The organism is Crateriforma spongiae, assembly GCF_012290005.1.
In the GTDB taxonomy this organism is placed as follows: domain Bacteria; phylum Planctomycetota; class Planctomycetia; order Pirellulales; family Pirellulaceae; genus Crateriforma; species Crateriforma spongiae.
The window spans coordinates 548034-561962 of record NZ_JAAXMS010000006.1 but is presented as its reverse complement, the minus strand read 5'-3'; the positions used below and the strand labels follow the sequence as shown (position 1 = coordinate 561962).

The 13929-nt window shown below is 57.2% G+C and carries 9 protein-coding genes; 5 read left to right on the top strand and 4 right to left on the bottom strand.

Going from position 1 to position 13929, the window contains the following annotated elements:
- Positions 1–14: 14 nt before the first annotated feature.
- On the bottom strand, positions 15–629 hold the full coding sequence (locus tag HFP54_RS18445; RefSeq protein WP_168566277.1) for a hypothetical protein: 615 nt from the start codon (positions 627–629) through the stop codon (positions 15–17).
- Positions 630–1634: 1005 nt separating this feature from the next.
- Here HFP54_RS18445 and HFP54_RS18440 point away from each other — a divergent pair.
- Together HFP54_RS18440 and cydB are read left to right on the top strand one after the other, a co-directional pair.
- Complete coding sequence (locus tag HFP54_RS18440; protein WP_206036285.1) at positions 1635–3197, top strand: cytochrome ubiquinol oxidase subunit I; 1563 nt, start codon at positions 1635–1637, stop codon at positions 3195–3197.
- Entirely contained in the window at positions 3194–4240 is a 1047-nt protein-coding gene (gene cydB, locus HFP54_RS18435; RefSeq protein WP_235952001.1) for a cytochrome d ubiquinol oxidase subunit II, read from the top strand. The genes HFP54_RS18440 and cydB overlap by 4 nt, the downstream gene beginning before the upstream one ends.
- An 81-nt stretch (positions 4241–4321) precedes the next feature.
- Here the strand turns inward: cydB and HFP54_RS18430 are convergent, their stop codons facing one another.
- The 3 genes from HFP54_RS18430 to hemE are packed head-to-tail and all read right to left on the bottom strand — an operon-like array spanning position 4322 to position 8801.
- Positions 4322–5728, bottom strand: coding sequence for a sulfatase-like hydrolase/transferase (locus HFP54_RS18430; RefSeq protein WP_168566276.1), 1407 nt, complete (start codon positions 5726–5728; stop codon positions 4322–4324).
- Between the two features lie 23 nt (positions 5729–5751).
- A complete protein-coding gene (locus tag HFP54_RS18425; RefSeq protein WP_168566275.1) occupies positions 5752–6825 on the bottom strand; it encodes a hypothetical protein in 1074 nt (357 codons plus the stop codon).
- A 29-nt stretch (positions 6826–6854) separates the two neighbouring features.
- Positions 6855–8801, bottom strand: a complete 1947-nt coding sequence (gene hemE, locus HFP54_RS18420; protein WP_168566274.1) for a uroporphyrinogen decarboxylase — start codon at positions 8799–8801, stop codon at positions 6855–6857.
- A 266-nt stretch (positions 8802–9067) separates the two neighbouring features.
- Here hemE and trmB point away from each other — a divergent pair, with 266 nt between their 5' ends.
- The 3 genes from trmB (at position 9068) to HFP54_RS18405 (ending at position 13855) form a co-directional block, all read left to right on the top strand.
- Positions 9068–9787, top strand: a complete 720-nt coding sequence (gene trmB / locus HFP54_RS18415; protein WP_168566273.1) for a tRNA (guanine(46)-N(7))-methyltransferase TrmB — start codon at positions 9068–9070, stop codon at positions 9785–9787.
- A 223-nt stretch (positions 9788–10010) separates the two neighbouring features.
- Positions 10011–12332: a PSD1 and planctomycete cytochrome C domain-containing protein gene (locus tag HFP54_RS18410; protein WP_168566272.1), complete on the top strand. Its 2322-nt coding sequence runs from the start codon at positions 10011–10013 to the stop codon at positions 12330–12332.
- A gap of 119 nt (positions 12333–12451) precedes the next feature.
- Entirely contained in the window at positions 12452–13855 is a 1404-nt protein-coding gene (locus tag HFP54_RS18405) for a DUF1501 domain-containing protein (RefSeq protein ID WP_168566271.1), read from the top strand.
- Positions 13856–13929: the final 74 nt, after the last annotated feature.

The window sequence follows — 13929 nt, the reverse complement described above, 5'->3', positions numbered from 1 at the left end:
ACGCCTGACCCCTTTTACTCCTCACGCCTGACCCCTTTTATTCCTCGGTACCATTTCCGTAAATGCTCATCCAATCCAGGCGGGGGAACGAATGATCTCCGACCAGCGGGCATTCCTATCTCTTCTTCTAGACGGGAAGCCTCCTTCATGTTCGACAGTGCCTTTTCACGCTGTTCAATCATCGCCTCAACTGTCTCGCGATCCTCGCAATGATTACTCTTTGAGCCTATTTGCACGTCCGCCAATTCCGCGTTAATGCGATCCACTTCGTTTTTGTAGTACGTTTTCCGCAAGCCATACAGAGCTCCAAGCTCATAGTACATGTTGCGTTCGAGTACGGAAGGATAGTCTTTCCATCTAGCTCGAGAAATGTCGCGGGCAACTACTAGCAGTTCATAGGATATCACATCTGGAAACTTGTCGTCCGGTATGGACTTCAAGAACTCGTACTCCTTCGCTAATTTTTCCTTTATCGTCGCTCTCTTAGCAATCCCCTTACGTGCAGGGCTCACGCTAGGGGCCTGCGATTTATTGAGCGACGACGGCTGCAGGCTTGCCTGTTCGCCCTGGGCGTTACAGCAAGAGGCTGCTCCACAAATCACCAAACTGCAAATAAATAGACGATTCATTCTACTTCTTTCCCGTGTCTTCGACGCTGTATCGAAACAAATAGTTTTGCGCAACATCCGTGCCGAACCGGTTCAGGCTAGCGACTTCGGAAATCACGCGAAAGAGATCTTTTCGGTACGTTGGCAGACAAGACAAAGGGGTCAGACAAGACAAAGGGGTCAGACAAGACGAAGGGGTCAGACAAGACAAAGGGGTCAGACAAGACAAAGGGTTCAGACAAGACAAAGGGTTCAGACAAGACAAAGGGGTCAGACAAGACAAAGGGGTCAGACAAGACAAAGGGGTCAGACAAGACAAAGGGGTCAGGCGTCTTTTCCTCGGTTACGCCTGCGGGTTGATAGGCCCAGAGGGACGTCTTGAACATGGAGGACATCACAGTCGAACACTCGCTCATTGAGGCGGGTTGTTGTGGAGACTGGGCGTGATGTGTGGGACCAACGGGAGAAGGCGGAGCCTATTTGCTGGTGCATCCAGCTACGGGACGAAACACCACGCGTATCGATCGCCACGCCAACCGATACGCGAAGCCCGCGTCCTGATCGCCCACCGATGGTGCCGCCTTGCAGCAGCCTCATCAAGCATCGTTGCACTCGAACGCATCGGCTGGACCACTTAACAAAGACGCCTTGCCCCGTTGGTTTCATCGGCAGAGCGTTCGAGAACCACTTTGCCGGGTGTCCGGTCAACCAAGGTGTCCATGGAGCTCCGTCTCCTTGGACCGCCCAGAATAGGTAGTGCGCTGTTGGAAAACTGGTGAGCGTCTTCGTCGACTCGCGGCATATTGACGCAATGCGACAGTCTGTCGGTTTTGTCCTTTGAATCGATCTCGGTTCTGTCACAGAATGCGTCGGTCACGTCAGCGTCGGCGTCCACTTTGCACATGATGCCGCAGGCGTGTCGGTCCATCACATCCAGACGCGCATCGGATCCTCGTCTGGATTCTGGGTGATCGTGAAGTCACCAATCTGGAATCATTCGCCCCATTGGCCACAGCCGGACTAGCGATGGAATTGTTTGCCGCCTTGGACACCGTCTTGTTATCGCGATTGCAATTCGCGCTGACGATCATGTTCCATTACCTGTTCCCGCCGCTGACGATCGGCTTGGGGGTGGTGCTGGTTTATCTGGGACTTCGCTATGTGATGACCGGCGATCGTTTGTTCCGTGATGCACAAAAGTTCTGGACCAAGATCTATGCGTTGAACTTCGCGATGGGCGTTTCGACGGGCATCGTGATGGAGTTCGAATTTGGGACCAATTGGTCGGTGTACAGTGAATTTGTCGGCGACGTCTTCGGCAGCGCGCTGGCCGCCGAGGGCATCTTTGCGTTTTTTCTGGAAAGCGGATTCCTGGCCGTCTTGGTGTTCGGTTGGGACCGAGTCGGTCCCAAGATGCACCTGTTCAGCACGATGATGGTATCGCTTGGCAGCATCTTTAGCGCCGTCTGGATTGTCGCAGCAAACAGTTGGCAACAAACGCCCGCCGGTCACCATATCGTCCCGGTTTACCGTCGCGGTGAACCCTGGGTCGTCGACGGCGAATTGATGATGCGTGCGGAAATCACCGACTTTTGGGCGATGGTTTTCAACCCGACGACCGTCATCCGTCTGACACACACGTTGACCGGTGCCTTTATCGTCGGCGGATCGCTGGTTGCCAGCGTCGGTGCCTGGTACCTGTTGAAGAACCGACACATTGAATTTGCACGCCGCAGCCTGAATGGCGGTCTGATTGTCATGACGATTGGTGCGTTCACCGCCGCGGCGACCGGTCACTTGCAGGCCAAAATCACCTATGCGTATCAACCGGCCAAGATGGCGGCTTATGAAGGCCACTTTGAAACCGGCCCCGGACACTTGACGGTGTTCGGTATCCCCGATGTAAAGAACGAGACGGTCCGCTATGACCTTTCGATCCCACGCGCGTATAGCTTTTTGTTGAAAGAAGACTTGAATGCCGAAATCGTCGGGCTTGATCGTTTCGCTCCCGAGGACCGGCCGCCGATTTGGATTCCGTTTGTCACATACCGGGTGATGGTGGGGATCGGCACCTATTTAATCGTGCTGTCCATCGTCGCAGTGGTCTTTCGGTTGCGTAACAAACTGTACACCCACCGTCCGTTGTTGTTTCTGTTCGTCATTACGGTGTTTCTGTCGCTGATCGCCAACCACGGCGGCTGGGTCGCGTGTGAAGTCGGACGACAACCTTGGATCGTTCATCCGCCGCTGCAATGGACCGGCGGCGAACCCGGGGTCGGCGATGTGGTCGTCGATGAAACGGGCGTGGTCCAATATGACGAGACGCAAGGCTTGCGAACGACCGACGCGGTCAGCAAAGCGATCAGCGGCGAACAGGTGCTGGGCAGTCTGATCGGATTCGGTCTGATCTATGGTTTGCTGTTTATCGTCTGGATCACCGTGTTGCACCAGAAGATTCAAAAGGGCCCGGACATCAGCGAAGATGCCGACACGTCATCGGCCAGCGTCGAAGACCTATTAGATATCAGCTCGTCACGCGTTTCTCATTCGAAACACATGATCGAACCAAACGGAGGATCCGGCGCATGATTGCGATGACGTCATGGTTTACAGCCGAAAGCCTGCCATTTGTCTGGTTCACTCTGATCGGATGTTTGCTGACAGGCTATTTGATTTTGGATGGTTTTGACCTGGGGGTCGGTGTTCTGCACCTGATTGTTCCCAAAGATGAGACCGAGCGTCGGTTGTCGGTCAATTCCATCGGCCCCTTGTGGGATGGCAACGAGGTTTGGTTGGTCACCTTTGGCGGTGCCCTGTTTGCCATGTTTCCCTACGCCTATGCGACGGCGTTCCCCGCGTTTTACACGGCTTTCATTCTGTTGCTGTTCGCCCTAATCTTCCGTGCCGTCAGCATGGAATTTCGCGGCAAGATGCATAGCAAATTGGGCCGTCGCATGTGGGACGTCGGATTCGGCATCGGCAGTTTGTTGGCCGCATTTTTGTTCGGTGTCGCCGGCGGCAACGTCGTCAGCGGGTTGGAACTGAACGAGCGAGGTGATTACACCGGGTCGCTGATGGACCAATTGTCACCGTATCCATTGACCTGCGGTTTGTTGATTGTGTTGTTGTTCACTTTGCATGGTGCCATCTTTCTGTACATGAAGCTGACCGGCGACTATCAACAGCGAATTGCGAATGCGGCGAAAGTCAGTTGGGTGCTGTTTGCGATCGTCTATGGCATTGTGACGATTTGGACGTTGGCCTCGGTCCCGCGCGCGACCGAGAACTTTGCCGATGTGCCCGCCTTGTGGCTGATCCCTGCGTTCAACGTCGCCATGGTCGGCTTGACCGGTTGGATGGTGTGGCGACGTTTTGCGTTTGCGGCTTTCCTGTGCAACGCCGGTTCGATCGCATCGATGGTGATTCTGTTGGCCGCGGCGTTGTTTCCGAACCTGATCAACGCGACCGACCCCGCCATGGATTTGCGGATCGTCGATGCCGCCAGTAGCACACGGACGTTGACGATCGGCCTGATCGTCGTGGGGATCGGGCTGCCGTTTGTCTTGATTTACACGACGATCATTTACTGGACGTTCCGCGGCAAAACCCGGCTGGAATCACACAGCTACTAACCCTGCGTCTTGTGCTGCATCATTGATCCTGACCCTCTGGCCACCTGATCGCCAGGTGGCAGTCCAGCCATCGATGAATGGCTATTCGGGCATCATCGAATCGGTGGCCAGCCAGCCGTTGACCAAGTCTTTCATCACGTCGGGATACTGACTGGCCAAGTTTTTGGATTCTGCCACATCGGCCCGCAAGTGGTACAGCTCGAAAGGTTCACCGGCTTTGGGACGAACGATTTTCCAATCACCTTTGCGAAAGGCGGCTTTCCCACGTGGCATCCGCCAAAACAATTCGTGGTGAGGTGTTTTGGCTAGCGGATCGTTGAACCACTGGGCCAGACTGCGTCCATCCATGTCCGCGGGCACTTCCAATCCGGCCAAGTCCAACGCCGTTGCCGCGACATCCAAGCTGATTACGGTTCTCGGTTCGACGCGCCCGGCCGGAAACGTCCCGGGATACGTCCACACCATTGGTACCCTTAATCCGCCTTCATAGACGGAACCTTTGCCGTCGCGAAGCGGGCCGTTGCTGCTGGTCAGTTCCTTCGTCGGTCCACCGTTGTCACTTAAAAAAACGATCATGGTCTGTTCGTCCACGCCGGCGTCACGCAAGGATTGACGGATTTGACCGACGCTGCGATCCAAGGCGATCAACATGCCTGCAAAGATGCGGCGCTGGACGTCCTCGATCCGACTGAGATGACTCAGATCTTCCAGCAACGCCTGCATGGGACTGTGGACCGCGTTGTAGGCGACGACCAAACAGAACGGGTCCTGCGACGGCTGGGCGATGAACTTGGTCGCCTGTTGCGTGATCGCATCAGTCAGATAGACGTCCACATCGACGGGATTCAGCTTTCCGCTTTCATCACTGATCAACAGCGGGTTATCCGCGTCATAGGGCGGTTCGTTGATCGGTGCATAATTGCCGCGAATCAAATCGCCAGTACGTGTGCGGGTTCCCTGTTGCAACGACTTGTCACGAATCATCGTCAGGACATCGTTGTACGGTGGACCGGGAACGTAATAGTGTCCTTCGTGCAAGAAGCCAAAGAATTGGTCGAACCCACGTCGCGTCGGAATCCGCTGAGGTGCGGTCCCGCAGTGCCACTTGCCCACCAACGCCGTGCGATAGCCGGCATCATCCAAACGTTTGACAAACGTCGTTTCGGATTCGGGAATGCCCGCGTCGGCCGACAAGTTGCGTTTGCCGGTCGGGTTATCGTCCGCACCGAAACGCGATTGGTATCGTCCGGTCATGAATCCGGCACGCGACGGAGCGCAATACGACGACGTCACATAAGCCGAAGTGCAGCGAACGCCGTCGGCGGCCAAGGCATCGATCGCCGGCGTGGGGACGTCGTCGCGGCCCATCATCCCCGTTTCGCCGTAACCCAGATCGTCGGCGATCAAGATCACAAAGTTGGGTCGATCGCCCCGCAACGAACCCGACATTGCCACACACAACACCACCCAAGCCAATCGTCGCATCATCTGAACTCCCTGGTGTCCGCGTTTCAGGATGCGGACAAGTACGTGTCCAAAACTTCTAGGATGGTCCGTGGTGACGGATTTGGTGAATCCGATCCGTCGGCGGTCCGTCCAGTCAGCCCCAAAGCGACCGATGAATCCCCGCGGATCACGGTCGCGTTTCCGTTCAGCCCGCCCAAGGATGCCGGTTGAAACTGTTTCGCCAACGTGGGCCCCGGATCGATCCCGCCGATCTGCAGTTTCGCGGGTCGTTGCCAATCGGTCCGAGCCGAATGACCGACCACCCGGATGTCGACCGCACCGCCATCATCGTCGGAGGTCCGCGTCGCTCGATTGGTCATCGTCAACGACATCCAATCCAATGTCGCCGCGGCATCCAAGGTGACAAGCACCGCACGCGTTGATTCATTCAAATAACGGATCAACCGCAACAGCATCACCGCGGTCAAATCGGCATCGTCGATGGTAAAAGCATCGGGCGCGACGCAGACCGCCAAGTACTGTGAACCAGCGATCGTTCGGATCCAATCGGCACCGTGATCCGTATCCGTTTGTCCGTCACGTTCGTCTCGGCGGATTTCACGCACCCGGCGTGCGACGTCGGCCATGGTGGCTGCGTCGACCGGACCAGTGGACGGTAACAAGGTTTTGTCGTCAGCCGATTCGGAGTTTTCGTCACGGAACCCGCAGCGAACCCGCCAGCGTGGATAAATCGAATCCAAATCACCCAACGCCCAGATGACATCTGCATGGACCGCCACATCGCCCAAGGTGGCTCGGATCACACCGTCGCGCACCGTTGCATCGGAGATCGCGGTGTAGGTTGTCCCTCGCACCGTCGATAATTGGATTTCACCGTTTTGCCCAAGGCGGATCAACGTTTGAGCGGTCGCCTGGTCCACAGCGATGGCTTCGACGGTGATGGGACGGGCCTTTCGAACTTGCGCCAAATCAGCCGCCAAGTCGACACCGGAATCGGCGGACCTGGCGACTTGCCGGCTCCACTGACGCTGACCCTCTTTGGCCAGCGAGCAATCCCAGATGTCAACGTTGCCGGTTTTGGATTCGTTGTCTGCCTGATCACAGAACAGGCTGCACATTGGACAGATCCGAAGGTCACTTTTGCCGATCACCGCTCACCCGACCTGACGCTTAACTCTTTCACCGCCTGGACCAAGGCGATCGCATTGTCGACCGGCGTTTCCTTCAGAATGCCGTGCCCCAGATTGAAAATGTGCCCTGGTCGTTGGTCGACCGACTGCAAAAGTTCATCGGCGGCTTGGTGAATGGTGTCGGGATCGGTCAACAAAACGGCGGGTTCCAAGTTGCCTTGCACGGCGCCGTCATGGCCGGCACGACGCCAGCCTTCGGGTAAATCGATCCGCCAATCGATACCGACCACGGTGCGACGATCCAATCGCATCAGGGGCAACAATTCGGGATTGCCGGTACCGAAATTGATGACCGGTACGCCGGGTGTGATGCCGCTTAAGATGCGCTGCATCCACGGCAAAACAAACTGGCGATAGTGCGACGGCGAAAGGCAGCCGACCCAACTATCGAACAATTGCACGCACTGTGCCCCCGCATCGATTTGTCGATTCAGGTAAACGACGATGGCATCGGACAGGATTTCCATCAGCCGGTTCCAAGCGTCCAGATCGGCAAACATCATCCGTTTGGTGTGCGTGTATTGCCGGCTTCCGCCGCCTTCGATCGCATAGCTGGCCAGGGTGAACGGCGACCCGGAAAACCCGATCACGGGGATATCGTCGTTCATGTCGGCACGAGTCTGACGGACCGTTTCGTAGACGAACTCCAAACGATCGGGATCATCCAATGGTCGGACCCGCAGAACATCTTCGGTGCTGCGGACCGGATTATGAATCACCGGGCCGTCGCCTTTGACGAACTCCAGATCGAAACCCAGCGGTTCCAAAATCGGCAGCAAATCGGAAAAGATGATCGCCGCATCGACGCCCAATCGTTCCACCGCCGTGCACATCACTTCGCTGCACAGCTTGGGATTCTTGCACAGTTCCAAGAAGGATTGCTTGGCCCGCACCTCGCGATACTCGCTCATGTATCGCCCGGCTTGTCGCATCATCCAGATCGGCGTGCGTTCGGTCGGTTCACAACGACAAGCCCGCATGAACAAGCTGTTGATGGACGGATGATCTTGGCCGGGGTGGGGCACGTCGGGGGTGTCGACCATGGTGATGCGTTGGCTGTCCGGGGAACTTCGTTTTTGTTTCACCAGTCGAGTCGCCGCGGCGCTGGATTCCATCACCAGATGCCCCATTTTGGGATGCGACGGTTCCAAGTCGACCGATAGTTCGCATTCCTCCAACATCTGACTCGTCGTCGGACCGATGGACGCGACGACGGTACGTGAAAGCCCATCGCGCAGCGAACGTACCAAGTTCATCTGTTGGGCCATTCGCAACATGTTGACGACTTGGTGCGCGCTGGTCAGCAACAACACGTCACGCTGGCCTTCGGCGATCGCACGAACGTTCTGTTCCAGCGGTCCGGTGTCCACCGGGAACTCCCATCCATAAACCTTGACGTTGGCGACCGTCGCCCCGCGTGCTTCCAAGCCCGCCACCAGCGACGAATTGGTCACTCCGTACTCTTGTAAACCGACGGTGCTGTTGGCGACCGGCACCTGTTGGTCGATCAGCTGTAACAGTTCGCGCCACGTGTTGGGTTCACCGACACGATGGGTCGGCTGGATTCCGACTTCGCGCATGGCGGCAACGGGCTTGGGGCCGCGACAGATGGTGGTGACGTCGGACAAGGCGTCCAAGAACCGTTGACGGTCGACGTGTCGCTCGATCGCCCGCAACAGGTATCGAAACCCGACGCCGGTCATCAAAATCACCACGTTGATTTCGCCGGTGATCACGCGATAGGCAAAATCGATCGCCTCGCGGTTCGGTTCGATCGGAACCTCGCGCATCGATGGACTGACAAAAGCTTGGCCGCCCTGTCGTTCGATCAGCCGCTGCATATCGTCGGCGCGTCGGCTTTCCAGCGCCGCCACACGCAATCCGGCAAAGTCGGCTTGTTTCATACGATCTCGTTTTCACTCAATGAAAAACGGTCCGGCGAAAGGTGGAATCGAAGGACCGAATGATTCTTCCGCGGTGATTGTAGAGAATTCATCGTGGGCTACGATTGGTCGGACCAGCGATCCGGCACGGTTCGACCAACTTCATCGGTCGCCGACGACGCGCATTCGCCACGCCCGACGTGATCCATCCAGTCGCGACGATGGGGCGATCCGTCATGCCGGTCCGATTCACCCCGTTTTGACACGCCGCCGATCCCTTCGCGCCCATGCCCCGCAGCACCATTCGTCTTCCCGGCCACCACGTCGATTGGGGTCCCTGGTTTCGCACCACCGACCAACTGCCCGAAACGCTGACCAGCGAATCGTTGTTCGGCAATCAGCGGCCGTTGGAAATCGAAATCGGATCTGGAAAAGGACTGTTTTTGGCTTCCGCATCGACACGCCAGCCGGACCATGATTTCTTGGGCATCGAGATTGCCGATCGGTATGCCCGACACGCCGCCGGACGGATCGCCACCGCGCACGGGCACGCCGATCCCGATCGCAAGCCGGTGGAAACCGATTTGACGGGTCAAACACCGCCTCCGGGCAACGCGTTGATGGTCTCGGGGAACGCCGAACCGCTGTTTGAAAAGCGGATCCCCGATGAATCTTTGGCTGCGGTACACGTCTATTTTCCGGATCCCTGGTGGAAGAAGCGTCACCGTCGTCGCCGCGTGGTCAACGAAAACAGCGTGCGAAATTTTTATCGCACCCTTCGTCCCGGTGGTCGCTTTCATTTCTGGACCGATGTCTTGGACTATTTCGAAATCACCATTGAAATGATCGCCGCGGAAGTCCCCCGATTCGGCGTCCCGATCCCTGAACAACAAGCGGAATCGACGCACGCGCTGGACTATCACACCCACTTTGAAAAACGCAGCCGCGAAAACGCCATTCCCGTTTATCGCGTGCGGTACGAAAAGCCAATCGATCCAGGCGAATGATCGATCGGAACCAAGCGAATTTGGTCGCCACCGACCGGCCAATCGGCATCGACCTTCTCGATGCGATGCCGTGGGGATCCGAATCGCAGCGGGACAACGGCGAAGTTTGAAGACGGTCCGGTAGCACGGTTTTGGGCGAAACCAGAGTCTGGTTGTGATAAAGTGGATCTGCGGCAATTCGCCCGCCCCCACCTATCGCAATGCCCGCCTGCCCCGCCCCGTTATGACCGCCGCCTTTCGCCTTTCACCGTTGGTTGCACGCATCGCATTGTTGATCGCCGCGACGACGCACGTTGTGGCGTTCGGCGCGGCTGAACAGATCAGTTTCAGCCGCGATATACGGCCCATTCTGTCGGATCACTGTTTCGCCTGTCATGGTCCCGACGAACAAACACGCGAAGCCGGTCTGAGGTTGGACCAGTCCGAATCGGCCATGTCAGTGGTGGCGCCGGGTGACGCCGATGCCAGCGAGTTGTGGTTGCGGGTGATCGAGCATGACCCCGACATGGTGATGCCGCCGCCGGCCGTCAAGAAACCGCTGTCGACGGAGCAAATCGAAACGCTTCGTCAATGGATCGAACAAGGCGCCCCGTATGACGGGCATTGGTCATTTCGTCCCATTGCCAATGTGAATCCTCCGCGGGTGCCAGATGACAACTGGTCGACATCTCCGGTGGATCAATTTGTCTTGCGCGAACTTCGGCGACAAGGGATCACCCCCTCGGCCCCCGCCGACGCGATCGCGTTGTGCCGGCGCATCACCCTGGACTTGACCGGCCTGCCTCCGACGGTCGAACAGATCGAACGGTTCTGCAACGACGTTCCCGAACGGGCCGTCGAACGTTTGACGGAACGATTGATGCGAACGCCCGCTTATGGCGAACACATGGCCGTGGCTTGGCTGGAAGCCGCACGCTACGCCGACACCGATGGGTACCAAAACGATCGCTACCGGTACCAACACGTTTGGCGTGACTGGGTCATCGACGCGTTTAACCGCCACATGCCCTATGACCAGTTTGTCATCGAACAACTTGCCGGTGACATGTTGCCGGCGGCGACGCTGCGGCAACAGATCGCCACCGGATTCAATCGAAACCACCGAATCAATTCCGAAGACGGATCGATTCCGGAAGAGTGGCGGACCGAGTATGTGGCCGATCGTGTCGACACCTTCGGCACCGTGTTTCTGGGGCTGACGGTCGGCTGTGCACGCTGCCATGACCACAAATACGATCCGATATCCCAGCAAGACTACTACCAACTGTTCGCTTATTTCAACAACGTCGCGGAAACCGGTGTCGGCCCGAACAACGGTAACAGTCCGCCGTTTGTTCCGGTCCCAGAAAGCTGGCCTCTGCTGTCAGACGATGAGGATCGATTCGTCACGCCTGAACCGGTGAAATTGCGACGATCACGTGAAGCGGCGGGCAATGCACTGCGGCGTCCTCAACCTGGTTCGCCACAGACCGTGATGGTGATGCACGAATTGGACCAACCGCGGCGCACGTTCGTACTTGCACGCGGACGCTACGACCAACCGGACAAGAATCGTCCAGTCCGCGCGGATGTCCCGGCGGCGTTTGCGACCATGGCCAGTTCCGATGAATCACCACCATCGAATCGATTGGAATTGGCGAGTTGGCTGTTTCGTGACGATCACCCGCTGACCGCGCGGGTGGCGGTCAATCGAATCTGGCAGCATTTCTTCGGACGCGGTCTGGTCCCGACACCTGACAATTTTGGCGTGCAAGGCACTCCGCCCAGCCATCCAGAACTGTTGGATTACCTGGCCAATCAGCTGATCGAATCGGGCTGGGATATCCAAGCGATCCAACGTTTGATCCTGGATAGCCAGACGTACCAACAATCCAGTCGTCTGACACAGCGGTCAGCGAAAAACGATCCCGACAATCAATGGTACAGCCGGTTTCCGAGGGTTCGCTTGACTGCGTTTCAGATTCGTGACGCCGCTTTGGCAAGCAGCGGTTTGCTGGTCCGGAATGTCGGCGGCCCATCGGTCAAACCTTACATGCCGCCCAAAATTTGGTCGGCCATGTCCAACAACAAATACCAGCAAGACAATGGCGGCGACCTGTTTCGACGCAGCCTGTATACCTATTGGCGACGAACGATTCCGCCACCCACGATGGTCGGTTTCAATGCGGCCGATCGTGAAGTCTGTGCCGTGCAGACCCAGTCGACCAACACACCGCTGCAGGCGTTGACGTTGATGAACAACAAGACGTTCGTTGAAGCCGCGAAATGGCTGGCGCGTCGGATGATGACCGAATCGGATACGCCGATCGACCACGGTTTTCGTCTGGTGTGTGGCCGACCGCCGGTGGATGCCGAAAGCAAAGTCTTGAAAGAAGTCCACGATCATTTCCTGGACGTGTATTCTCGAGACAAACCGGCGGCCAAGCAGTTGTTGGACACCGGCGAAGCCGTCGGCCCCGGTGTCGCGTCGGCACCAGAGCATGCCGCCATGACCATGGTCGCATCAACAATTTTGAACTTGGATGAAGCGGTCACCAAACCATGACGGGTTTACAAGTGACACCTTTTTGCACCTGAGATACGTTGTGGGGTCTGTGGATGACCGACCAAAGTTTCAGGCATGTGTAATTGTTCGTTCTCAGCATCTTTCGTCTCTGATACGCCATGCAACCAACGCCACTGAGCCGACGCAGCCTGTTCCTGGGAACACTGGGGCTTTCCAGCTTGCTGAGCCGTGATTTGCTGGGATCCGGCGGATTGCCGATGCTTCCGCATCACCGACCGAAGGCGAAACGGGTCATCTTTTTGTTCCAGTCTGGCGGTCCGGCACAAATGGACCTCTTCGATCACAAGCCCGCGCTGGCGGACCGGCGCGGCCAGGACGTGCCCCGCAGCGTCTATCCCGATGATCGCAAGACGACAATGAGCAGCGCTCAAAGTAGTTTTCCGGTCGCCCCCACCCATTTCAAGTTTCGACAACACGGCCAATGCGGGGCTTGGATCAGTGACCTGTTGCCGCATACCGCTTCGATGGCCGACGACCTGTGCATGATCCGCAGCATGCACACCGAGGCGATCAATCATGATCCCGCGATCACATTCCAGCAGACCGGTTCGCAGATTCCCGGCCGGCCTAGTATCGGTGCTTGGCTTAGTTATGGCTTGGGCAGCGAAAACGAAGACCTGCCGACGTTTGTTGCGATGAGCAGCCGTGGGACCGGACGGGCAGGCCAGCCGCTGTACGATCGTCTGTGGGGCAGCGGATTTCTACCGACCAAACACCAGGGCGTGAAGTTTCGCAATCAGGGCGACCCGGTCTTGGACATCCAAGATCCTCCGGGCGTTTCGCGACAGGACCGTCATGAAATGCTGCAGCGGCTGAATCAATTGAACGAGCTTCGTTACCAGGATCGCGGCGATGCCGACATCTTGGCCAGGATCGGTCAGTACGAATTGGCGTATCGGATGCAAACTTCGGTGCCCGGATTGCTGGACCTTTCCGATGAAACCGCTGCGACATTGGAAAGCTATGGTCCAGATTCTACGAAACCCGGTCGCTACGCCTTTAACTGTCTGATCGCTCGTCGGCTGGCGCAGCGAGGCGTCCGTTTCATCCAGCTTTTTCACCAGGGTTGGGATCAACACAACAACTTGCCGGCACAAATCGCCAAACAGTGTAAAGACACCGACCAACCAACCGCAGCGCTGCTGCGTGACTTGAAACAGCTGGGGATGCTGGACGACACTTTGGTGGTTTGGGGCGGCGAATTCGGTCGCACGATCTATTCCCAGGGCGAACTGAAGCCACAGAATTACGGACGTGACCATCACCCCAGTTGCTTCACGATGTGGATGGCCGGCGGCGGTGTCGCGGGCGGAACACAATACGGCCGAACCGACGACTACAGCGTCAACGTGGTGGAAAACCCGGTCAGCATTCACGATTTGCACGCGACCATGCTGCATCAATTGGGGATCGACCACGAACGTTTGGTGTTCAAACACCAAGGTCGTGATTTTCGTCTGACCGATGTTGAGGGCAATGTGATTGGCGACCTGCTGGCGTGACGCGATTTGGCAGGTGCAAACGTTCGTTGCCGGTGTCGGTGATTTGTTTGCGCTACTTTCGCGGAGCGAAAGGC

What these genes read in the sequence shown, in the direction of transcription:
- cydB (WP_235952001.1), top strand. Translation starts at nt 3,194, where the DNA reads ATGATTGCGATGACGTCATGGTTTACAGCCGAAAGCCTGCCATTTGTC.
- HFP54_RS18445 (WP_168566277.1), bottom strand. Translation starts at nt 629, where the DNA reads ATGAATCGTCTATTTATTTGCAGTTTGGTGATTTGTGGAGCAGCCTCT.
- HFP54_RS18410 (WP_168566272.1), top strand. Translation starts at nt 10,011, where the DNA reads ATGACCGCCGCCTTTCGCCTTTCACCGTTGGTTGCACGCATCGCATTG.
- HFP54_RS18440 (WP_206036285.1), top strand. Translation starts at nt 1,635, where the DNA reads ATGGAATTGTTTGCCGCCTTGGACACCGTCTTGTTATCGCGATTGCAA.
- trmB (WP_168566273.1), top strand. Translation starts at nt 9,068, where the DNA reads ATGCCCCGCAGCACCATTCGTCTTCCCGGCCACCACGTCGATTGGGGT.
- HFP54_RS18405 (WP_168566271.1), top strand. Translation starts at nt 12,452, where the DNA reads ATGCAACCAACGCCACTGAGCCGACGCAGCCTGTTCCTGGGAACACTG.
- HFP54_RS18425 (WP_168566275.1), bottom strand. Translation starts at nt 6,825, where the DNA reads ATGTGCAGCCTGTTCTGTGATCAGGCAGACAACGAATCCAAAACCGGC.
- HFP54_RS18430 (WP_168566276.1), bottom strand. Translation starts at nt 5,728, where the DNA reads ATGATGCGACGATTGGCTTGGGTGGTGTTGTGTGTGGCAATGTCGGGT.
- hemE (WP_168566274.1), bottom strand. Translation starts at nt 8,801, where the DNA reads ATGAAACAAGCCGACTTTGCCGGATTGCGTGTGGCGGCGCTGGAAAGC.